Here is a 21,057-nt window from a genome sequence, read left to right as displayed (position 1 = left end):
CCATGTGAGGAAGGACATTGTGCGACCGATGACCGCGAGAATACTTGCAGCCGACTCGGTACGGCCCGTCGACGACTTCGAACAGGACGCCCTCCGGGTGGCCGAGGCGATCCGCGAACGCGGCATCGGCCTCGGCGACCGGGTCATGCTCAAAGCGGGCAACTCCGCGAGCTACGTGTGCGTGCTGTACGCGCTCATGCACGTCGGAGCCTCGATCGTCCTCGTCGACCAGCAGGAACACCCGGAGGAGACCCGCCGGATCGCCCTGCGCACCGGCGTCAAGGCCACCTTCGTCGACGACGAGACCCCCGTCTACCCCGACGCCGACCCCATCCACCTGTACGAGCTCATGGTGGCCGTCGCCGACCACGAGCCCACCGCCCCCGCCCTGTCCTTCGACGCCTGGGGCGAACTGCCGGACGGCCTCATCATGTGGACCTCCGGCTCCACCGGATCCCCCAAGGGCGTGGTGAAGTCCGGGGGTTCCTTCCTGCGCAACCTGCGGCGCAACGCCGACCAGGTGGGGCACCGGGCCGATGACGTCCTGATGCCGCTGCTGCCCTTCGCCCACCAGTACGGCCTGTCGATGGTCCTCATCGCCTGGCTCACCCGCTGCTCTCTGGTGATCGCCCCCTACCGGCGTCTCGACCGCGCCCTGCGGATGGCCCGTGACGCCGGGGTCACGGTCATCGACGCGACCCCGTCCAGCTACCGCAGCATCCTCAGCCTGATGAACCGCAAGCCGGCGCTGCGCGAGCACCTGTCCGCCACCCGCATGTTCTGCGTCGGCGCCGCCCCGCTCGACGCACCCCTGGTCGCGCAGTACGTGGCCGAGTTCGGGCTGCCGCTGCTGGACAGCTACGGCTCGACGGAACTCGGCAACATCTCCTTCGCCACCCTCGACAACCCGGTCGCCTGCGGCCGGGCCATGGAGGGCATCCGCCTGCGGATCGTCGACGAGGACGGCCGCGAGCTGCCCGCGGGGGAGACGGGCGAGATCCAGGTCGACACCCCCGACGCCCTCGAAGGCCAGGTCGCCGACGACGGCACCATCGCCTGGGCCGACGCCACCGGCTGGCAGGCCACCGGCGACCTCGGACACCTCGACGCCGGCGACAACCTGCACGTCCTGGGGCGCAAGTTCGCCGTGCACCGCATGGGCTACACGCTCTACCCCGAGCTGATCGAACGGAAGGCGGCCGCCGAGGGCTGTCCCACCCGGATCGTTCCCCTCCCCGACGAACTGCGAGGCTCGCAGCTGGTGTTCTTCGTCGAGGACGAGGAGATGCGGGAGGCGGGCCACTGGCGGGAACGGCTGTGCGCCGTACTGCCCGCCTTCGAACAGCCCAACAAGGTCGTCGTGCTGGAGCGGTTCCCGCTCAACCGCAACGGCAAGCCCGACAAGAAGGCGCTGACGGAGCTGGCCGCCGCCCAGGCGTGACCATCCCGACGGCACGGTGAAGGCGCCCCCGCCCGAGGCGGGGGCGCCTTTCGCCGCTCGTCAGTGGCGTCCCGGGTCATCAGTCGCGTCCCGAGCCGTCAGCCGCCGGACGTCACTCCTCGTAGGGCAGTTCGACGGGAGCCAGCTCCTCGTAGAGGTCACCCGGGCCGGGGTTGTCCGGATGGGTGGCCCCGCCCAGGTGGTCCAGTACGCCCCACACCGCGTTCAGGGCCGTAGTGACGGCCCCCTCCGCGAACCCCGCGGTCCACGACACGTCATCGCCGCACAGGAAGAAGCCGCGCCGCCCGCCGGGCAGCCCGCGCTGCATGAACTGCGTGAACAGCCTTCGCTGGTAGCGGTACTGGCCCGGCAGGTTCGACTTGAACGCGCCCATGAAGTGCGGCTCGTTCTCCCACGTGATGGTCAGCGGATCACCGATCACGTGCGAGCGGATGTCCAGCCCGGGGTAGATCTCCGCGAGCTTGCCCAGCAGCACGTCGAGCCGCTCCCGCGCGCTCAGCGTCGCCATCTTCAGGGAGTCGTCGTTCCACGTGTACGACAGGCACATCACCCCCGGGCGGTCCGGGCCGTCGTCGAAGAGGTAGACCCCGCGCGGCATCCTGTCGGTGAGCGTCATGCTCATCACCGGCAGCCCCGTCTCCGGATCGACGTCGTGCCAGAACGGCCGGTCGGTCAGGACGAACAGCTTGGACGAGCCCATGTAGTGGGTCCGCTCCACCGCCGTCCACAGCGGCGGGCTCAGCAGCTCCGGATCGGTCTCCACACGGTTCAGCAGCGTCCACACGTGCGGGGTGTAGACCACGGCGGGGAACCGCTCCCGCCGCCCGTCGGCGTCGGTGACGGTGAACTCCGCCCCGTCGCGCCGCACGGCGCGCACGCCGGGCCGGGCGGAGCCGCCGTGCAGGGAGGCCAGCGAGGTGCCCGCCGGCCAGTGCGCGCAGTCCTTCGGCCGGTGCTCCCACAGCCCGCGCGGCACCTGCTGGGAGCCGCCGAGGATGGCCACCTGATGGTCGTCGGCCTCGGTGTAGACCACACGCAGGATCTCCAGCAGCGAGTTGGGGAAGTCGGTGTCCCAGCCGCCGGTCCCGAAACCCACCTGACCGAAGATCTCCCGGTGCCGGAAGGACCGGAACGCCGCGCTGGTGGCGAGGAAACCGTAGAAGGACTGGTCGTCGAACTCCCGGACCAGCCTGTTCCAGACGTGCTTGAGCGTCTCGACGTCACGCCGCCGGACGGCGTCGCGCATCGTGGCCAGCTCCGCCCGCTCCTGGAGCGCCTTCTCCCAGGCGACGGCCACCTCCTGGTAGACGTCGGGCAGTTGCTCCGCGCTGCGCACGGTGTGCCGTACGCCGCCCAGGTCCACGAGGGTGCTCGGGGTGTGCGCCGCCAGCGGGTTGGGGAAGGGGCTCGTCGCCAGCCCCAGCAGGTCGATGTAGTGGAACAGCGCGCGGGCCGACAGCGGGAAGCGCATCGCGCCCATCTCCGCCACACAGCCGGGCTGCCCCGGGAAGGGCACCGAGCGCATCCGGCCGCCCACCTGGTCGGCCTCGTAGACGACCGGGCGCAGCCCCAGCCGCATCAGCTCGTACGCCGCGGTGAGCCCGGCCATTCCGCCGCCCACCACGGCCACGGGCGTCCCGGCGCGCCCGGGCGGCAGGGAGCCCAGACCCGCCGGGTGGCGCAGCCAGCCGTCGTAGGAGAACGGGAAGTCCGGCACGAGCATGGTGGTCGGGGCCGGGCTTGCTGATGTCATCTGGAGTACCTCTCGGGCCGGTTCGGCATCGTGTCCGGGGAAACCGGAGACGAGCCGGGCGAGCCGGGCGCGGCCGGGGACGCGGCGTCACGGCGGGGCCCGGACGGCGGGAAACCCACGCGCCGTGGTACGCCGTGCACGGTCGGTCCGGTCCTCGCACGCTACGCAGCGGCCCCGGAGCCGGACAACCCCTATCGACCCGGGTGACCCACCCCGCCCGCGGCGTCGTACGGGGCCGAGTCCGCCGCCCGGCGGGCGGGTACGGCGATCGCGGTGACGACCAGGCCGCGGTGCGCGAGCCAGTGGCCGCCGAACCCGGTCACCGGCCGACCGTCGGGGGCGGTTCCCGGGCGCAGGACCCGGGCCCGGAACGTACCGCGCCGCGAGCCGTCGGCCCAGCCGTCGTCGTCCACGCGGAAGGAGAGGGCCGCGTCCTCGAAGTCCAGCTCGGTGCCCACCCAGGGGTACCAGGTCTTGTACACGGCCTCCTTGGCGCTGAACAGCAGCCGGTCCCGGCACACCCCGGCCACCGGCGTGCGGGCCCACGCGAGCTCCTGCGGCAGGGCGATCGACTCCAGCACGCCCCCCGGCAGCGGAAGGTCGGGCTCGGCGTCGATGCCGACCGCCACCAGGTCCGCGTCCCGGGCGAGGACGGCGGCCCGGTAGCCGGCGCAGTGGGTCATGCTGCCCACCACCCCGGCGGGCCACCCCGGCACGTTGCGCCTGCCGGGCAGGACGGGCGCCGGCGGCAGCCCGAGCGCCGCCATCGCGCGGCGGGCACAGCCCCGTACGGTGGTGAACTCCTCGCGCCGCCCCTCCGTCGCGGCGGCGACCAGCGCCGCCTCCTCGGGATAGAGCACCGCGGCGCCGTCCGGCCCGAAGGCCTCGCTCGCGCACACCCCTTCGGGCAGCAGGGTCTCGATCACGTACGGGCCTCCTCGCCCTCGGTGTAGGGCAGGATCTGCCGCAGCAGCCCCTTGGGGTGGCCGCGCCGGCGCCACTCGCGCGGGTAGCCGATCGACACCTCCTCGAAGCGCACCCCGTCGTACCAGGTCGTCCGGGGGATGTGCAGGTGTCCGTAGACCACGGCGGCCGTGGGGAACCTGCGGTGCCAGTCGGCGGTGAGCACGGTGCCGCACCACTGGGCGAACTCCGGATGCCACAGCACGTCCGTGGGCTCCCGGACCAGCGGGAAGTGGTTGACCAGGACCAGCGGCACCGCCGGGTCGTGCGCCTCCAGCCGGCGCAGCGTGTGCTGGACGCGGGCCCGGCACCAGGCGTCCCGGCTCGGGTGGGGGTCGGGGTGCAGGAGGTACTCGTCCGTGCAGACGACGCCCGCGTCGTACGCCCGGGCCAGCGACTCCTCCTTGGTCGTGGTGCCCGCCACCCGGAAGGTGTAGTCGTACAGCAAGAACAGCGGGGCGACGGCGACCGGCCCGCCGGGCCCGCGCCAGACCGGCCACGGGTCCTCGGGGCTGACCACGCCCAGCCTGCGGCACAGCTCCACCAGGTACTGGTAGCGCTGCTCGCCGCGGGACTGGACCGGGTCCTCGCGCGGGGTCCACAGCTCGTGGTTGCCCGGGGCCCACACCACCTTGGCGAAGCGGCCGGCCAGCAGGCGCAGCGCCCACTCGATGTCCTCGGTCAGCTCGCCGACGTCACCGGCGACGATCAGCCAGTCCTCCGGGTGCGTGGGCCGCAGGGACTCCGTGATGGGCCGGTTGTCGGCCATCCCGATGTGCAGGTCGCTCACCGCGAGCAACCGCGGCCCGGGCGCGGGCCCGGCCGAGGCGGTGGGTTCAGGCAGTGTGTGCGACATCGATGTCCCAACTGACCGGCAGGTCTTGACGACGAGTTATGTTGATCTTCCGGTAGACCCGGGTCAGATGCTGCTCCACGGTACTGACGGTGATGAACAGCTTGGCCCCGATCTCCCGGTTCGTATACCCGTGCGCGGCCAGCGCCGCCACCCGGCGCTCGGCGTCCGTCAGCGTGGACACCACCTCCGGCCCCGGCCCCGGCTGTACGGAGCTCGGCTCCGGCGCCGCCACCGGCCGCGGTGGCGCGCTCTGCGGGGGCTGGTCGGCCTGGAGGCGCAGGGAGAGGTCCCGGGACCCGCAGGCCTCGGCCATCCGCCACGCCCGGCGGGTGCAGGTCTTGCCCCGGGCCGTGTCGCCGAGCTGCTCGTACGCGACCGCGAGGTCGGTCAGGGCGCGGGCCAGCTCGTGGGAGTCGCCCTCTTCCTGGAGCAGGGTCACGGCCCGCTCCAGCAGCGCGGGCCGCTCGGCCAGCGGCCGGGCGCCCGCCAGCACCCGCAGGGCCAGGCCCCGCACCCGCTGTCCGGCGTCCTCGGCGAGCTGCTCGCGGGCGTAACGCTCCGCCTCGCCGCGGTTGCCGAGGGCCAGCGAAGCCTCGGCGACCCCGACCCGCCAGGGAGTCACTCCCGCCCGGTCCATGTCCCACTCGCGCATCAGCCGCCCGCAGGTCATGAAGTCGGTGAGGGCCGCGTGGTGGCGTCCGGTGGCGAGCTGGTGCCTGCCACGCGCGTAGACGTAGTGCAGTCCGTAGCGGGTGAGCAGCATCTGCTCCGGCACCGGGTGGTCCACCAGCGCTGCCGCCGCCTCGTGGTCGCCCATGGCGGTCCGTGCCTCGATGAGGGCCGCCAGCGGAATGCCGATGCCCACGCCCCAGCCGTGCGGGGGGAGTTGCTCCAGCGCCTCCTCCGCGAGCCGCCGCGTCTGCGCCAGCTCGCCGCGGCGCAGCGCCATGTGCGCGCGCATCGCCTGCATGACCGCGGTCCAGCCGGGCGCGTCGCGTTCGGCGGCCTCCTCCAGCAGCCGGTCCGCCCACAGGGTCGCCGCGCCCAGCCGGTCCGCGTACAGCAGGGCCAGCAGGCACGCCCGTACCGTGACGTGGGTCTCCTCGGTGAGCCGCGTACCGGACAGGATCCGCTCGGCGCGCTCGGTCAGCTCCTCGTCCGCGGGCCTCCCGGGGCCCGCGCTCAGGACGCCTTGGAGCGCTCCCATCGCGGCCATGATGCCGTCCTCGGGAGTGAGCGCGGGGAACGCCGCGCTCTCCAGGGCCGGCCCGAAAGCGCTGTCCAGCCGGTCCAGCAGCGTGGGGTACGTGGAGGCCAGCACCAGCCGCACGCTGCCCAGTTCGGCGGTGAGCGCCGCGTCGGGGTTCCCCGGCATGCCCTCCAGGGCGTGCCGGATGGCCGTCGAGGCGTCGTCGATCCAGCCGTTCCACAGCAGGTCCCCGACGAGCCGCAGCGATTCGGTGACCGGCAGCGAGCCCTGCTGGGAGGCGGCGTTCAGCGGCCGCAGTTCGCGCGCCCAGGCGGAGGGGTTGACCCGCCAGATGAACTTGGCCATGCTCGCCCGGAGCTGGAGCCGCTCCCGCTGGTCCCGGGAGCAGCGCTCCGCGAGCCGCAGGCAGCGCACCGCGAACCCGACCCGCTGGGAGGCCAGCGCGGTGTGGGCGGCGTCGCTCAACACCCCCGGCACCCACTCCTCTTCGGGCAGGGCGGTCCCCAGGCCCAGGAGCTGCGCGGCGACGGCCACCGGCGCTGCCCCGGCCTCGTACAGCAGCCGGGCGGCGCGCCGGCGCAGCAGGGACACGTCGTCGTCGGCCAGGCTCTCCAGTACCGCCGTCCGCACCGATCCGTGCCAGAAGCGGACCCCCTGGAGGACGCCCGCCTCACCGAGGGCGGCGACCACCTCCTCCACCGTCCGCTCCTCGGCCTCCACCAGCCGGGCCAGCAGCGGCAGCGGGGCGGCGCTGCCCAGCAGCGCGATGCCCTGGGCGACCAGCAGGCCGTCGGGTCCCGTCCGGTGGACGCAGAACAGCGCGTTCTGCAGGAACCGCTCACCCGGGTGGATGGATCCGGCGGCCGGGTCCGCGCCCCGCCGCCGGGGGGCGTTGTCTTCGAGGAGGCTGTGGACGAGCAGCGGGTTGCCGCCGGTGGCCGCGTGCAGGGAGGAGGCCAGCCGGGCGGTGTGCGCGGGGTCGGGCGCGCCCGTGGCCGTACGGGGCGCCTCCTCGGCCCGGTGGGCCAGCAGCGCCTCGATTCCCCGGGCGCTGAGCGGGCGCAGCCGCAGGCGAAGTCCCTCGCTCTGGCGCAGGAGTTCCTCCAGGACGTACGGCGGGCTGGCGCCCGCGTCGGGGCCCCGCGTCACCATCAGGGAGAGCCGGGCGCCGGTGCCGCGCGCCCGGTCCAGGGCGTACCGCAGGCAGTGCAGGGACTGCGGATCGGCGTACTGCACGTCGTCGATGGCGATCAGGACGGGGCCGTGCGCCGCGAGCCCGGCGAGCCGGGCGTGGAAGGCCATGAGGGTCTGGGCCGGAACGAGGTCTTCGGCGCCGGCCGGCCCGAGGAGCGGGAGGGAGCCCGCGGTGTCCGTGGTGTCGCGCAGCAGTTCCTCCACCACGCCGAAGGGGATGTCCTGTTCGGCGGCCGAGGTCACCGCGCTGAGGAGCCGGACGCCCGAGTCGGCGGTCCGCTCCAGTACGCGGTGGAGCAGGGCCGTCTTGCCCGACGCGACCGGGCCGCTGATCACCGCGATCCGGCCGGGTCTGGCGGGGTCTTCAGGGGCGCTGCCGAGGGTGGCTCCGCGGGCGGCTCCGTGTGCGCTTCCGTGGGGCCGGGCGGCGCCGGACACCCAGGAGGTCAGCTTGGCGATCTGTTCGTCTCGCTCCACCAACATGGATGTGGAAGCCTCCCCGGTGAGATACGAAAACGTCGCATGTCGGTCTCATGGCATGACATGGCTATTCATTCGAGCGCCCGCGCGCAGCAGGAAGTCGGCGCCCGAGAGCGCATGGAATTGAGCGCCCGCCGTTGGTCAAACGGCAGGCCGGTTCTTCCCGTTCGGCAGCTCGGACAGAACTCTATCAACATTGCTCCGCTTGCCTGCCTGCGATCCTTATCTCTTGACGCGACGCAGCCAAGTCACGATCGGTTCAACCGAAAGGCAGATGGTTCCGTATCGCCACGTTCGGAAACCTCAAGGAAACCTCAAATACACATGGATTCCCCTGATTCCGCTCTAGGGGTGGTCGCGCGGAGATTAGGGGTCGGAGGCGGTGGAGAAGCCGCCCGTGCCGCTCGTTTAATGGCGGGGTGCGGGCCCTTGGAGGCCCGCGCGAACCGATGACGCCCGCATCCGCGGGGCCGGGGGCGAGAGGGCACATGACGAAGAACCTCACCGGGAAGGTGGCCGAGCTGCGCGAGCTGCGTGAGCAGGCCCGGCGCGGCCCCAGCGACCGGGCGACCGAGGCGCAGCACGCCAAGGGCAAGCTGACGGCCCGGGAGCGGATCGCGCTCCTCCTCGACGAGGGTTCGTTCCACGAGGTCGAGCAGTTGCGCCGGCACCGGGCGACCGGGTTCGGTCTGGAGGGCAAGAGGCCCTACACCGATGGTGTGATCACGGGGTGGGGGACGGTCGAGGGCCGGACGGTCTTCGTCTACGCGCACGACTTCCGGATCTTCGGTGGCGCGCTGGGTGAGGCGCACGCGACGAAGATCCACAAGATCATGGACATGGCGATCGCGGCGGGTGCGCCGCTGGTGTCGCTGAACGACGGTGCGGGTGCCCGTATCCAGGAGGGCGTCTCGGCGCTGGCCGGTTACGGCGGGATCTTCCAGCGGAACACGAAGGCCTCGGGTGTGATCCCGCAGATCTCGGTGATGCTGGGCCCGTGCGCGGGTGGTGCGGCGTACTCGCCGGCGCTGACGGACTTCGTGTTCATGGTCCGTGACACCTCGCAGATGTTCATCACCGGTCCGGACGTGGTCCGGGCGGTGACGGGCGAGGAGATCTCGCAGAACGGTCTGGGCGGCGCCGACGTGCACGCCGAGACCTCGGGCGTGGCGCACTTCGCGTACGACGACGAGGAGACCTGCATCAGCGAGGTCCGCTACCTCATCTCGATGCTGCCCTCCAACAACCGGGAGAACCCGCCGGTCCACGACAGCGGCGACCCGGCGGACCGCCGCTCGGACGTCCTGCTCGACCTGGTTCCCGCCGACGGCAACCGCCCGTACGACATGCTCAAGGTCATCGAGGAACTCGTCGACGAGGGCGACGTCCTGGAGATCCACGAACGCTGGGCCCGCAACATCATCTGCGCGCTGGCCCGTCTGGACGGGCAGGTCGTCGGCATCGTCGCCAACCAGCCCGGTCACCTCGCCGGCGTCCTGGACATCCACGCCTCGGAGAAGGCGGCGCGGTTCGTCCAGCTCTGCGACGCCTTCAACATCCCGATCATCACCCTCCTCGACGTCCCCGGCTTCCTGCCCGGGGTCGACCAGGAACACGGCGGCATCATCCGCCACGGCGCCAAGCTGCTGTACGCGTACTGCAACGCCACCGTGCCGCGGATCTCGCTGATCCTGCGCAAGGCGTACGGCGGGGCGTACATCGTGATGGACTCCCAGTCCATCGGCGCCGACATCACCTACGCGTGGCCGACCAACGAGATCGCCGTGATGGGCGCCGAGGGCGCGGCCAACGTCATCTTCCGCAAGCAGATCGCGGACGCCGAAGACCCCGAGGCGATGCGCGCGCGCATGGTCAAGGAGTACAAGGCCGAGCTGATGCACCCGTACTACGCCGCCGAACGAGGCCTCGTCGACGACGTCATCGACCCCGCGGAAACGCGCGAGGTACTCGCGAGCGCCCTCGCGATGCTCCGCACCAAGCACGCCGATCTGCCCGCGCGCAAGCACGGCAACCCGCCGATGTGACCCGTCGGCGGCCCGGGCAGCGCCCGGTGCCCGGCGCTCCCGACCCCCTGGTGGTCCCGGCACGGGGCACCAGGCCGAAGTCCCCTGGAAAGGCACGGAACGCACCATGACCGCCCACCCCAACGGAGTGACCCCGCCGCTCGCGCCGACGGAGACCGACCGGACCCTGCACTTCGCCGGCCAGGCCACCTTCGGCCGCGTCCCCCGCCTCGACCAGGTGGAGAAGGCGGACATCGCCGTGGTCGGGGTCCCGTTCGACGGGGGAGTCACCTACCGCCCGGGAGCCCGCTTCGGCGGCAACGCCATCCGCGAGGCCTCCCGGACCCTGCGCCCGTACAACCCGGCGCAGGACGTCTACCCCTTCCACTTCAGCCAGGTCGCGGACGCCGGGGACATCAGCGCCAACCCGTTCGACACGAACGAGGCCGTGGAGACGATCGAGGCGGCCGCCGACGAGCTGCTCGCGGGCGGCGCCCGGCTGATGACGCTGGGCGGCGACCACACCATCGCGCTGCCGATGCTGCGCTCCGTGGCCAAGAAGCACGGGCCGGTGGCGGTCCTGCACTTCGACGCGCACCTGGACACCTGGGACGACTACTTCGGTCAGCAGTACACGCACGGGATGCCGTTCCGCCGGGCCGTGCAGGAGGGCGTCGTCGACACCTCCGCGCTCTGCCACGTCGGGACCCGCGGCCCGATCTACGGCAAGAAGGACCTCGACGAGGACGCCAAGCTGGGCTTCGGCATCGTGACCTCGGCGGACGTGATGCGGCGCGGGGTGGACGAGATCGCGCAGCAGCTGCGCGAGCGGGTCGGCGACCGGCCCCTGTACGTCTCCATCGACATCGACGTCCTGGACCCGGCGCACGCCCCCGGCACCGGCACGCCCGAGGCCGGCGGCATGACCTCCCGCGAGCTGCTGGAGATCCTGCGCGGCCTCTCCGACTGCCACCTGGTCTCCGCCGACATCGTGGAGGTCGCGCCGGCGTACGACCACGCGGGCATCACCTCGATCGCCGCGTCGCACGCGGCCTACGAGCTGATCACCATCATGTCGAAGCAGATCGCCCCGGTCCGCTGGGGCATGACGCAGTAGCCGCCGCGGGCGCGACCGGCCGTGCGCGGCCGGTCGCGCACGCATTCGTCTGTGAATTTAGCCTGAGAAAACGCCCGGGGCGGCGCGTCGGCTTGACTCGGCCTTACTTGTTTTCCAGTGCCCGGGAAGTCGTCCGGCGTTCCGCTGAGGTTCTGCGGCCCGCAACAATAAAATGCCGTTAAAAATTCGATGACGGCTTTATGGCGGGCGCGTGCACGCGCACAATTTCCGTTGCAGGGCGCAATGGAATTGCCCGTGCCGATGTCTGCCCGAATCCGGGCAACCCGTCGGCCGGAGCGTCATTCCGGCGTCCCGTGCGAGCGCCTGGCGGCGGCGCGTCCCCAGACGATCGCCCACCGGAGCCGCTCCGGTCATCCTTTCGTTCATTGAGTTCACGGCCCGCCGCCCGCGCGGCCCGGGCGCGCGGGCCGCGCTTGCCGCGGCGGCGCCGCCGGGTTTGACTGAAAACTGGCGCACGGGAGCCGTTCCGCGTCCCCGGCGTGCCCCGGAGGCTGGCATGAGCACGCACACGACCCGGACCTTCGACCCCACCCGGGTCGCCCACCTCAGCGGACCGTTCGAGCCGGTGACGCGCGAAGTCGACGAGGTCGGCCTGCGGGTGGAGGGCCGGCTGCCCGACGGCCTGGACGGCGCGTACCTGCGCAACGGACCGAACCCCCGGTTCAGCCCGATCGGCTCCTACCTGTACCCCCTCGACGGCGACGGCATGCTGCACGGCGTCTGGATCCACGAGGGCACGGTCCGCTACCGCAACCGGTTCGTCCGCACGCCCGGCGTGCTGGCCGAGGAGCGGGCCGGCCGGGCGCTGTGGGGCGGGCTCGAATCGATGGTCATGCCGCAGGAGCCGGACGTACCCGCGGACCTGGCCGGCACCTTCAAGGACCTGCCCGACATCAACGTGGTGCGGCACGCGGGCCGCCTGCTGGCGCTGGCGGAGTCGAGCTGCCCGTTCCGGATGTCCCCGGAGCTGGACACCTTGGGGCCCGAGACCTTCGACGGCGCGCTGCCGGCCGGGATCACCGCGCACCCCAAGGTCGACCCGCGCACCGGTGAGATGGTGGTCTTCTGCTACTGCCTCGAACCGCCGTTCCTGACCTGGTCGGTGCTCGGGCCGGCCGGAGAGGTGCGGCGCGGGCCGACGCCGGTCGACACCGTCGACGAGCCGATGATGATCCACGACATGGCGCTGACGGCGCGGTTCGTCGTCCTGGTCCTCGCGCCCGCGTTCTTCGACATCGACGCCGCGATGGCCGGCACCGGTTCGTTCGTGGCGTGGCGGCCCGAGCGCGGTACCCGGATCCTGCTGGTCCCGCGCGACGGCGGACCGGTGCGGCAGGCCGCCGACGACGCGTACTGGATGTGGCACACGGTCAACGCCTATGACGCGGACGAGGGGCAGGAGGGCGGCGCGCCCGGCCACGGCGGGGACGTCGTGCTCGACTACGTCCAGTGGGACCACCTGGCGATGGGTCCCGCGACCGGCGGCCCCAACCCCGGCGGCCTGGTGCGCGCCGTGATCAGCCCGGAGGCGGGCAGCATGCGCCGCACCCGGCTCGACGACGCGGCCATCGAGCTGCCGCGGATCGACGACCGCCTGATCGGGCGCCGCCACCGCCGGCTGGCCGCCGCCTCCGGCTCGGGCGCCCGGGACCTGCTCCCCGGCGAACACGACGCCCTCCGCTGGTACGACCTCCGGCGCGGCGGCAGCGAACTGTGGGCGGCCGGGGACCTGTCCGTCGGCGAGCCGGTGTTCGCGCCGACACCGGGCGGCGCCGACGGCGAGGGACACTGGCTCACCCTCGCCACCGACCGTACGGACGGCACCAGCTGGTTCCTCGTGCTCCCGGCGGACGAACCGGAGTCCGGCCCGGTGGCCCGGGTCCGCATCCCGGTACGGGTCCCGCTGGGCCTGCACGGGACCTGGCTGCCCACCGAGGAACCCGCACCGGGCTAGTGGAGGTGGTCCCGTGGAACTGGACGAATCGCAGAAGGCCTGGCTGATGGTGCTCGGCGTCCTCGCCGTGATCCTCGCGAACCTCGTGGCGATCATCCTGATGAACACCGTCGGGAAGTGAACCGGACCGGCGCGCGGGTCAGGCGGGCTGCGGGGTCAGGCGCTTGTGCCCCGCCCGGTCGTAGTACGTGGTCATCGCGAAGCCGAAGACCAGGGCGAGGACCGCGCCGATCGCGATCATGATCCAGGAGCGGGTGAGTCCCGCGTCGCCGCGCGCGTCGAAGTAGAGGATCGCCCGTACCCCGTCGCTGAGTTGCCGCATGGGCTCGAAGTGGGAGAGGAAGCGGTAGAACCCGGGGACCGCCTGGAGCGGCACCGTGGCGCCCGAGGAGGGCAGGCCGAGGACGATGAACACGAACATCGACACCAGCTGGCCGATCCCGCCGAACGCGGCGTTGATGGCCTGCACGCCCAACCCGACGGCGAGGGCCGCGCAGTAGGAGTAGACCCACAGCAGCGGCAGGTGCGAGGCGTCCATGCCGAGGACGGCGACGCAGGCGACGAGCACCAGCGAGGCGCTGACGAGCGTGATGCCCGCCGTCATCGCCATCTTCAGCAGCAGCGTCTGGGTGCGGTTGATCGGCACCGTGGGGCGGCGGGTGTGCCAGGGGCCGATCTCGTTGTCCGCGTACCCGAGCGCGGTGTCGACGCCGTTGCTGATGACGTTGCCGCCCATGAACCCGGCCAGCACCAGCAGCAGGGTGTAGTAGAAGGCCGTCAGACCGAGGCCGCTGTTGGCGCCGATCGGGTGGCCGACCTGGGTGACGACCTTCACCGGGTCGGTGAGCAGCGTCTTCACGGTCGGGCTCGTCCGCTCGCCGGCCGCCGTCGTGAGCTGCTTGCCGATGCTCTGGGACGCCTGGTGCGCGGCCTTCGTCGTGATCTGCCCGGCGAGGGAGGAGCCGAGGCTGCCCTTGCCGGGGTTGGTGAGCACGACGATCGTCGGCTGCCGGGTGGCGCCCGAGGTGGTGAGGGCGGTCACGGAGTCCGTGAATCCGGCCGGGACGACCAGGGCGCCGTAGACCTTCCCGGAATCGAGCTGGTCCTGGGCCTGGGCGCGGGTGAGCGTGCGCCAGTCGGCCTTGCCGCCCCCGGTGTCGGCCGCGACGGCGGCGGTCACCTGGGCGCCCAGGTTCTCCTGCTGCCCCGGCGGCGGCTTGCCGGTGTCGTCGTTGACGACGGCGATGGGGAGGTCGTGCAGTTCCCAGTTGGGGTTGACGATGCCGCCCATGTACAGCAGGGACAGCAGCAGGGCGAGCAGCCCCGTGAGGACGGTGGGCACCAGCCACAGCTGTGGGCGCCGCAGCAGCTTCGCGGCGGTGGCCTGAGGGGCGGCGGCCTGGGGGGTGGCGGCGGGCTCGGCCATGGTTCTCCGTGGGCTCCGGGCGGTGCGGGGACCGCGCAGCGGGTGAGATCGGCCGAACGGGTGGTGCCGCGGCGACCGTACGAGAGGTCAGGATGCGGCCCGCACCCGCGCGGCCCGCTGTACGCCTCGCCTTCCTCCCCCCGTTTGCAGTACGGCCGCGGCGACGGGCCCGCCGCCGGCTCAGGGCGCCAGGAACCCGGTCAGCGCGGCCGACACCGCCCCGGGATCCTCCAGCTGCGGGTAGTGCCCGACGGGCGGCGGCCCGGCCAGTTCCACCACCTCGGCCCGCGGCAGGCGGGCCCGGATCCGGGCCAGTACGTGGGCCCCGCTGATCGGGTCGGCCGGTCCCCACACGAACAGCGCGGGCCCGGGGAAGCCCTCCAGGGCCGAGGCCCAGCGCGCGGCGTGCAGGCGGCGCTCGTCGATGTAGCGCAGCAGGCGCGGGGCGAGGCGGTGGCCGCCGGCGCGGGACACGGCCGCCCACAGGTCGCGTACGTCCTCGTCGTGCACCGGCCGGGCCAGTACGGCGCGCAGGGTCGCGGCGAACCGCCGCTCCGTGGTGAGGGGCGCCAGCAGCGGCCCCAGCGGGCCGTGCAGCAGGCGCTGCACCCGCACGGGGCGGTGCAGATCGGGGTAGAGGCCGCCGTTGAGCCATGCCACGCGCGTGATCCGGGCCGGGTCGCGGGCCAGCAGCTCCTGGCCGACGCTCACCCCGTAGTCGTGCACGACCAGGGCGGTGGCGCCGGTTCCGTGGTGGCGCCAGACCTCCTCGACCAGCGAGGCCTGGTCGAGGACGGAGTAGCGGTGGCGCCGGGGCTTGTCGCTCTCCCCGAAGCCGAGCAGGTCCAGCGTGGTGACCCGCAGGCCCGCCGCGACGAGCGCCGGGACGACGGCGGCCCAGTCGTGGGAGGAGGTCGGGAAACCGTGGACGAGGGTGACGGGCGCGCCGTCAGCGGGCCCGTCCCGGCGTACGAAGACGCGGTGGCCGGCGATGCGCGGGAAGCTCCCGCCTTCCGTCCACGCGCGCAGCGGCGGCAGGACGCGTTCGCCGGTCATACCGGGGCCTCCTCGGATTGCGGGTGGTCCAGCCCGTGCAGCAGTGTCCGCAGGCCGAAGTCGAACTCGGCCTGCGGGTCGAGGGAGTTGAGCAGCTCGGCGTGCCGGTGGACCACCGGGTGGGTGCGGGGGGAGAGGGAGGCGAACAGCTCGGCCATCGCGGCGCGCTGTCCGGCGGTGCGCGCCGCGCCGGCGGAGTCGAGCACCGCGGCGCCGATCACGAAGTGGGTGACCGTGAGGTAGACGTGCACGGCCGGCCGAGGGGCCCAGCCGTGCGCGAGGAGCTCCGCGAGGGCGTGCTCACGGGCCCGCAGCGCGTTGGGGCCCAGCAGCTGCCCGGCGGTCAGCAGGGGGACGACCGCCGGGTGCGCCGCGAGCACCCGGCGGAACTCCCGGGCCCCGGCCTCCAGCCCGGCCCGCCAGTCCCCGCCGAGCGAGGGCAGCCGGATCTCGCCCAGCATGTGGTCGACGGTCTCGATCAGCAGCTCCTCGCGGCTCGCGACGTGCCGGTAGAGGGAGGTGTGGCGGACCTGGAGGTGCTCGCCGAGCCGGCGCATCGTGAGCGCCTCCAGGCCCTCGCGGTCGGCCAGTTCGAGAGCGCCCGCGGTGATCCGGTCGAGCGTCAGCCCGCCCTGGCGGGGCCTGCGCCGCTCGCGTTCGGCGTACCGGGCCCGCCACCAGGCGGGGGAGCCGGGCTCGGCGGCGGGGGCGGGGGCGGGTCCGGCGGCGGCCCGGGCATCGGGCCGGGTCGCGGGCCGGGCATCAGGCTGGGCATCGGGCCGGGTCGCGGGCTGGGGGTTCATGGGTGGCGCCTATTCGAAGAGGTCGGGTTCCGTACGGATGATCTCCTCCCAGAGCGGCTGGAAGGAGAACCAGCCCGCCAGGGGGAACCCGGTCTGGTCCCGGGTGTGCCGGGCGGCCTCGGGTTCGATCAGGTGCGGTGTGCCCGCGGCCTCCGCCAGCAGCTGCGCCTGGGCGCTGCGCTCCATGGAGACGAACCACCAGGCCGCCTCGTCGACCGAGGCGCCGACGGTGAAGATGCCGTGGTTCTGGTGGATGACGGCCTTGTGCGGCCCGAGCCCCGCGGCGAGTTGCCGCCCGGCCTCCTCCTCGATCACCACCGCGCCCGCGCCGTCCCGGTGGACGGTGTGCTGCTCGTACACGGCGCAGGCGTCCTGGGTGATCGGGTCCAGCAGGCGCCCCAGGCTGGAGAAGGCCTTCCCGTGGACGGCGTGGGCGTGGCAGGCGGCGACCACGTCGGGGCGGGCGGCGTGGATCGCGGAATGGATCACGAACCCGGCCCGGTTGACCGGACGCCTGCCGTGGCGGACCCGCCCCTCGTGGTCGACGAGGATCAGGTCGCGGACCCGGACGTGCCGGAAGGACATGCCGAACGGGTTGACCCAGAACATGTCCGGGTGCTCCGGGTCCCGCACGGTGATGTGTCCCGCGACCCCTTCGGAGAAACCGAGCCGGCCGAAGACGCGGCAGGCGCCCGCGAGCCGCTGCTTGCGGTGCTCGCGCTCCTGCGACGGGTCCTCGAACACGGGCGGCAGGGACAGTTCGAGGTCCTCCTGCCGCGGGACGAAGGCGCTCCCGCGCACCGCGTCCGCCGCTCCTGCGGCGTCCCCCGAGGCGCCGCCCGCCGCCCGCGCCTCCCTGCTCGCCGTCCGGTCCATGTCCGTCTCCTCCGCTGTGCGTCCAGTGGACGCACATCATGCGTCCACTGGACGCACAGCGCAAGACCTCCGCGACCACCGCTGGACACCCGCGACCGGCAGCCGCGATGATCTTGGCCGGGGCCGGGACCGCCGCGTCCGGGACCCGGCCGCCCGCCACCACCGGGCGCCGCGCACCGGACACGCGAGCGAGGAACCAGATGAGCGACGCCGCCGCCCTCCTTCACCCCGGCTCTCCCGAGTCCCCCGTGATCCTCCACGTCCCGCACTCCTCCCGCGCCGTACCCGCCGCCGTCCGCTCGGGGATCCTGCTGGACGACCGGGCCCTCGAAACGGAGCTGGACCACATCACCGACGCGCACACGGCACGGATCGCGGCCGGGGCCGCCGAGGCCGCGCACGTCACCCCCTGGCGGTTCGAGAACCGGCTGTCACGGCTGGTCATCGACCCCGAGCGGTTCCCCGACGAGCGCGAGGAGATGCTCGCGCGCGGCATGGGCGCGGTGTACACGCGCACCACGCACCGAGAGCCGCTCCGCCCGGCCGACTTCGACGGACTGCCGCTGATCGAGCGGTACTTCCACCCGTACGCGCGGGCGCTGACCGACGCCGTGGAGGACCGGCTGGCGGCCGTCGGGCGGGCCGTGATCATCGACGTGCACTCGTACCCGACCAAGGCGTTGCCCTACGAGCTCCACGGCGACGGACCCCGTCCCCCGGTCTGCCTCGGCACCGACGCCTTCCACACGCCCCCCGCCCTCCTCGACGCGGCGCGGCGGGCCTTCGCCGGCTTCGGCGGCACGGGGCTGGACAGCCCGTTCGCGGGCACCTACGTACCGCTGCGCCACTACGGAAAGGACCCGAGGGTGTCCGCGCTGATGGTGGAGATCCGGCGCGACCTCTACATGAGCGAGCCGGGCGGACCCGCGGGCCCCGGCCTCGACGCGCTGGCGGGAGCGCTCGCCGCGCTCGTCGAGACCCAGGGCGGCATCCGATCAGGAACGGAGAAGCGCGGGGCGCCGCACCCCACCTAACGTGATGGTCATGGACATCACCATTCACACCAGCGTCCTCGCGCACGACGACCCGGACGCCGCCCTCTCCTTCTACCGCGACATCCTCGGCTTCGAGGTCCGCAGCGACGTCGGACACGGCGCGATGCGCTGGATCACCGTCGGCCCCGTCGGCCAGCCCGGTACGTCGATCCTCCTCGCGCCGCCGGCCGTCGACCCCGGCATCACCGAGGACGAGCGCCGCACCATCGCCGAGATGATGGCCAAGGGCACCTACGGCTGGATCCTGCTGGCCACCCGGGACCTCGACGCCACGTTCGAGAAGGCGCGGGCGGCCGACGCCGAAGTCGTCCAGGAGCCGACCGAGCAGCCGTACGGCATCCGCGACTGCGCCTTCCGCGACCCGGCGGGCAACCTGGTCCGCATCCAGGAACTGCGCTGAACCACCCACCGCACGAGGCCGCCGAGAGGGGAGTTCCGGCATGTGTCATCCCGCCTGGGCGCGCGCACTCACCGAGGCGCAGCGCCTGAAGGACCTCGCACGACCGCGCCGCGACCGGATCGACCGGGAGTACGCGCTGCCGCACCCGGGCGGCTTCGGCGTCACGGACGTCAGCGCCCCGGTCGGCTGCGAACCGACCCCGACGACGAGCTCCGGACCGCCGCACCCGTCGAGCGGACGGTGAGCCGGCGCCGTCACCCGACGCGTTTTCCGGCCAGCCCGTGGACCGGCGTCGGCCAAGCTCGCGAGCAGCCCGGCACGCACCTTCTGGGCATGCACCTCCTGGGGCAACATACGTGATGTCACTGGCAGTCGCGGGATGTGTGACCCCACCCCGTTCCGGTCGGGACGACCCGGGATCCCGCGCTGCCACCGGTAGGCGGAGGTGTGGTCTTGGTGGTGCGGTCCTTACCGATACGGCGCGTACGGGCACCGCGGGAGACGACCGGGGTCGGCTCGGGGACGGGGCGGGCCCGGTCGTTCATGATCGTGGCCACCCTGCTCTACCGGGCGAGCCACCTGGCGGTCGGCGTCCTCGCCGTCGCCCAGCGCCGGCCGGAGGTCCCCCTGCCGTACGCGGGCATCGCCGCGGCCCTGGGGCTCAGCGCCCTCCTCTACGGAACGGCCCTGCGGCGCGGCCGGTTCGACCGGCGGTACGTCTGGGCGGACGTCCTCGTGACCGGCTGCACGCTGCCCCTGGCCCTCTGCGCCTGGGGCGACGTGCACGAGCCGGCCACGCTCGCGTGGGCGATGCTGCTCGGCGGGTCGGGGAGCGCCACCGCGGCCATCACCCTCCCGCGGCTCCACGTCCTCGGTGTGGTCGCGCTCCTGATGGTGACCCACCTCATCGGCTACCGCGCGGTCGGCACCAGCCCCGCCGTGATCGCCGGCCACCTCAACGCGCTCGTCTCGTCGGCCGTGATGGCCTGGGCCTTCACCTGGTACCTGCTCCGCCAGGGCCGCCTCCTCGACGGGGCCAACGCCCGCGCGCTGGCCGCCGAGGCGCACAAGGCGCGCTACGCCGAGCGGCTCGAACACCACCGCGCGCTGCACGACACCGTCCTCGCCACCCTGACCACCCTGGCGTCCGGCGCGGTCGACGCCAACGCCCCCGAGGTGCGCGAGCGGTGCGCCCGCGAGGCCTCGTACCTGCGCCGGCTGATCCAGCAGACCGCCGAGGAGGTCCACCACCGGGAGATCGGCACGGCCCTGGAGGATGCGGTCGGCTGCGTCGAGGGCCTCCAGCTGCGGGTCACCGCCCAGTACCACGACCTTCCGCGGGTGCCGCCCGAGGTCGCCGCTGCGCTCGGCGACGCCGTGCGCGAAGCCCTGAACAACGTACGCCGGCACGCCGGCACCGGACACGCGTACCTCACCGCGACCGGGGACCCGGACGGACGCGGGGGAGCCCTCGTCACCGTCGTCGACCGGGGGCCCGGCTTCGACCCCGGGCGGCACCGGCCGGGCTTCGGGCTGCGCGGCTCCGTCCACGACCGGATGGCCGAGGTCGGCGGCCGGGCGACCGTCGACACCGCCCCCGGAGAGGGCGTACGGGTGGAGCTGAGATGGCCCGGGTGATCACGGTCGCGGTGGTCGACGACGACCGGATGCTCCTGGACGGCCTGCGGGCCTGGCTGGGCGGGGTGCCGGAACTGCGGCTCGTGGCCACCGCGGCCACCGTCGGGGAACTCCTCGGCGCCGCGGACGGCCACCTTCCGTACGGGGCCGGCGCGCCCGGGGGCACCCCGCCCGGCATCGTCCCGCCCGACATGGTCCCGCCCGACATCGTCCTGCTCGATCTCGTACTGCGGGACGGATCCGCCCCCACCGACAACATCCGGCGGCTGCTGCGCACCGGGAGCCGGGTGCTCATGATCAGCACGGTGCCGGACCGCTCCCGGATCATCGAGGCGATCCGGGCCGGCGCCGACGGCTACCTGACCAAGGACCACGACCTGCCGACCCTGGTCACCGCCATCAAGGACCTCGCGACGGGCCGGGGCGCCCACTCCCCGGAACTCGCCTTCGCCTGCGCGCACGACAGCAGCCCCGCCCGCCCCCGGCTCTCCCCCCGGGAGCGGCAGATCCTGCTCGACTACGCCTCCGGGATGACCCTCAAGTCCGCCGCCCGGCGTGCGGGCATCACCGTCCACACCGCCAAGGACTACCTGGACCGGGTCAAGGCCAAGTACCAGCAGGCCGGCCGCCCCACGTACACCAAGCTCGACCTGGCCCGGCGGGTACGGGAGGACCACCTCGACGGGGGCTGAGCATCCGGCGGCCGCCGGTCCGGCGCAAGCCCCCCAAACGGACGGCTTCAGACGGTACCCGCCCCCTTCCTATCGTC

Annotated in this window: 16 protein-coding genes and 1 pseudogene; 9 read left to right on the top strand and 8 right to left on the bottom strand. The window is 73.1% G+C overall.

Translation table 11 applies throughout. From position 1 onward, the window contains the following. Window positions 1–28: 28 nt before the first annotated feature. Window positions 29–1,441 carry a class I adenylate-forming enzyme family protein gene (locus EES41_RS04285; RefSeq protein WP_123075792.1) on the top strand — a complete coding sequence of 471 codons (1,413 nt, stop codon included), beginning with the start codon at window positions 29–31 and terminating at the stop codon, window positions 1,439–1,441. Between the two features lie 112 nt (window positions 1,442–1,553). On the opposite strand, the gene EES41_RS04280 is transcribed toward EES41_RS04285, so the two are convergent. From EES41_RS04280 to EES41_RS04265, 4 genes are all read right to left on the bottom strand, one after another. Next, window positions 1,554–3,215 (bottom strand): NAD(P)/FAD-dependent oxidoreductase, encoded by a 1,662-nt coding sequence (locus EES41_RS04280; protein WP_123075790.1) that lies wholly within the window; start codon window positions 3,213–3,215, stop codon window positions 1,554–1,556. A 191-nt stretch (window positions 3,216–3,406) separates the two neighbouring features. Beyond that, window positions 3,407–4,141, bottom strand: coding sequence for a 4'-phosphopantetheinyl transferase (locus EES41_RS04275; RefSeq protein ID WP_123075788.1), 735 nt, complete (start codon window positions 4,139–4,141; stop codon window positions 3,407–3,409). Next, window positions 4,138–5,034: a metallophosphoesterase gene (locus EES41_RS04270; protein WP_123075786.1), complete on the bottom strand. Its 897-nt coding sequence runs from the start codon at window positions 5,032–5,034 to the stop codon at window positions 4,138–4,140. Before EES41_RS04270 ends, EES41_RS04275 begins: the two co-directional genes overlap by 4 nt. After that, window positions 5,015–7,921: a LuxR family transcriptional regulator gene (locus EES41_RS04265; RefSeq protein WP_123075784.1), complete on the bottom strand. Its 2,907-nt coding sequence runs from the start codon at window positions 7,919–7,921 to the stop codon at window positions 5,015–5,017. Before EES41_RS04265 ends, EES41_RS04270 begins: the two co-directional genes overlap by 20 nt. 485 nt (window positions 7,922–8,406) lie before the next feature. On the opposite strand from EES41_RS04265, the gene EES41_RS04260 reads away from it, so the two are divergent. The 3 genes from EES41_RS04260 to EES41_RS04250 all read left to right on the top strand — a co-directional run bounded on the left by EES41_RS04260 (window position 8,407) and on the right by EES41_RS04250 (window position 13,034). Then, window positions 8,407–9,963 (top strand): acyl-CoA carboxylase subunit beta, encoded by a 1,557-nt coding sequence (locus tag EES41_RS04260; RefSeq protein WP_123075782.1) that lies wholly within the window; start codon window positions 8,407–8,409, stop codon window positions 9,961–9,963. 106 nt (window positions 9,964–10,069) lie between these two features. Next, window positions 10,070–11,059 (top strand): agmatinase, encoded by a 990-nt coding sequence (gene speB, locus EES41_RS04255; protein ID WP_250570377.1) that lies wholly within the window; start codon window positions 10,070–10,072, stop codon window positions 11,057–11,059. A gap of 517 nt (window positions 11,060–11,576) precedes the next feature. Beyond that, a complete protein-coding gene (locus tag EES41_RS04250) occupies window positions 11,577–13,034 on the top strand; it encodes a carotenoid oxygenase family protein (protein WP_123075780.1) in 1,458 nt (485 codons plus the stop codon). A gap of 139 nt (window positions 13,035–13,173) precedes the next feature. Here EES41_RS04250 and EES41_RS04245 read toward each other — a convergent pair whose 3' ends face one another. The 4 genes from EES41_RS04245 to EES41_RS04230 form a co-directional block, all read right to left on the bottom strand. Further along, complete coding sequence (locus tag EES41_RS04245) at window positions 13,174–14,460, bottom strand: YhgE/Pip domain-containing protein (protein WP_123075778.1); 1,287 nt, start codon at window positions 14,458–14,460, stop codon at window positions 13,174–13,176. Window positions 14,461–14,640: 180 nt separating this feature from the next. Further along, complete coding sequence (locus EES41_RS04240) at window positions 14,641–15,516, bottom strand: alpha/beta fold hydrolase (protein ID WP_123075776.1); 876 nt, start codon at window positions 15,514–15,516, stop codon at window positions 14,641–14,643. Next, window positions 15,513–16,319: a TetR/AcrR family transcriptional regulator gene (locus EES41_RS04235; RefSeq protein ID WP_123075774.1), complete on the bottom strand. Its 807-nt coding sequence runs from the start codon at window positions 16,317–16,319 to the stop codon at window positions 15,513–15,515. The genes EES41_RS04240 and EES41_RS04235 overlap by 4 nt, the downstream gene beginning before the upstream one ends. A 9-nt stretch (window positions 16,320–16,328) precedes the next feature. Continuing rightward, complete coding sequence (locus tag EES41_RS04230; RefSeq protein ID WP_123075772.1) at window positions 16,329–17,195, bottom strand: class II aldolase/adducin family protein; 867 nt, start codon at window positions 17,193–17,195, stop codon at window positions 16,329–16,331. Between the two features lie 200 nt (window positions 17,196–17,395). Here EES41_RS04230 and EES41_RS04225 point away from each other — a divergent pair, with 200 nt between their 5' ends. The 5 genes and pseudogenes from EES41_RS04225 (at window position 17,396) to EES41_RS04205 (ending at window position 20,980) form a co-directional block, all read left to right on the top strand. Next, window positions 17,396–18,229: an N-formylglutamate amidohydrolase gene (locus EES41_RS04225; protein WP_123075770.1), complete on the top strand. Its 834-nt coding sequence runs from the start codon at window positions 17,396–17,398 to the stop codon at window positions 18,227–18,229. Window positions 18,230–18,239: 10 nt separating this feature from the next. After that, window positions 18,240–18,650: a VOC family protein gene (locus tag EES41_RS04220; protein ID WP_123082248.1), complete on the top strand. Its 411-nt coding sequence runs from the start codon at window positions 18,240–18,242 to the stop codon at window positions 18,648–18,650. Between the two features lie 40 nt (window positions 18,651–18,690). Beyond that, window positions 18,691–18,792, top strand: a pseudogene (locus tag EES41_RS04215) (AraC family transcriptional regulator); the annotation flags it as partial. 314 nt (window positions 18,793–19,106) lie between these two features. After that, entirely contained in the window at window positions 19,107–20,288 is a 1,182-nt protein-coding gene (locus EES41_RS04210) for a sensor histidine kinase (RefSeq protein ID WP_164495743.1), read from the top strand. Further along, window positions 20,276–20,980, top strand: a complete 705-nt coding sequence (locus tag EES41_RS04205) for a response regulator transcription factor (RefSeq protein WP_123075766.1) — start codon at window positions 20,276–20,278, stop codon at window positions 20,978–20,980. Before EES41_RS04210 ends, EES41_RS04205 begins: the two co-directional genes overlap by 13 nt. Window positions 20,981–21,057 lie beyond the last annotated feature (77 nt).

The sequence above is a fragment of the Streptomyces sp. ADI95-16 genome, assembly GCF_003721495.1.
Classification (GTDB): domain Bacteria; phylum Actinomycetota; class Actinomycetes; order Streptomycetales; family Streptomycetaceae; genus Streptomyces; species Streptomyces goshikiensis.
The sequence above is the reverse complement of the archived record's forward strand: the minus strand, read 5'-3'. Positions and strand labels throughout refer to the sequence as shown.

Bases quoted from the DNA above. Each gene is read 5' to 3' on its own strand.
- EES41_RS04285 (WP_123075792.1), top strand. From the start codon at position 29: ATGACCGCGAGAATACTTGCAGCCGACTCGGTACGGCCCGTCGACGAC.
- EES41_RS04280 (WP_123075790.1), bottom strand. From the start codon at position 3,215: ATGACATCAGCAAGCCCGGCCCCGACCACCATGCTCGTGCCGGACTTC.
- EES41_RS04270 (WP_123075786.1), bottom strand. From the start codon at position 5,034: ATGTCGCACACACTGCCTGAACCCACCGCCTCGGCCGGGCCCGCGCCC.
- EES41_RS04265 (WP_123075784.1), bottom strand. From the start codon at position 7,921: ATGTTGGTGGAGCGAGACGAACAGATCGCCAAGCTGACCTCCTGGGTG.
- EES41_RS04260 (WP_123075782.1), top strand. From the start codon at position 8,407: ATGACGAAGAACCTCACCGGGAAGGTGGCCGAGCTGCGCGAGCTGCGT.
- speB (WP_250570377.1), top strand. From the start codon at position 10,070: ATGACCGCCCACCCCAACGGAGTGACCCCGCCGCTCGCGCCGACGGAG.
- EES41_RS04250 (WP_123075780.1), top strand. From the start codon at position 11,577: ATGAGCACGCACACGACCCGGACCTTCGACCCCACCCGGGTCGCCCAC.
- EES41_RS04245 (WP_123075778.1), bottom strand. From the start codon at position 14,460: ATGGCCGAGCCCGCCGCCACCCCCCAGGCCGCCGCCCCTCAGGCCACC.
- EES41_RS04240 (WP_123075776.1), bottom strand. From the start codon at position 15,516: ATGACCGGCGAACGCGTCCTGCCGCCGCTGCGCGCGTGGACGGAAGGC.
- EES41_RS04235 (WP_123075774.1), bottom strand. From the start codon at position 16,319: ATGAACCCCCAGCCCGCGACCCGGCCCGATGCCCAGCCTGATGCCCGG.
- EES41_RS04230 (WP_123075772.1), bottom strand. From the start codon at position 17,195: ATGGACCGGACGGCGAGCAGGGAGGCGCGGGCGGCGGGCGGCGCCTCG.
- EES41_RS04225 (WP_123075770.1), top strand. From the start codon at position 17,396: ATGAGCGACGCCGCCGCCCTCCTTCACCCCGGCTCTCCCGAGTCCCCC.
- EES41_RS04220 (WP_123082248.1), top strand. From the start codon at position 18,240: ATGGACATCACCATTCACACCAGCGTCCTCGCGCACGACGACCCGGAC.
- EES41_RS04205 (WP_123075766.1), top strand. From the start codon at position 20,276: ATGGCCCGGGTGATCACGGTCGCGGTGGTCGACGACGACCGGATGCTC.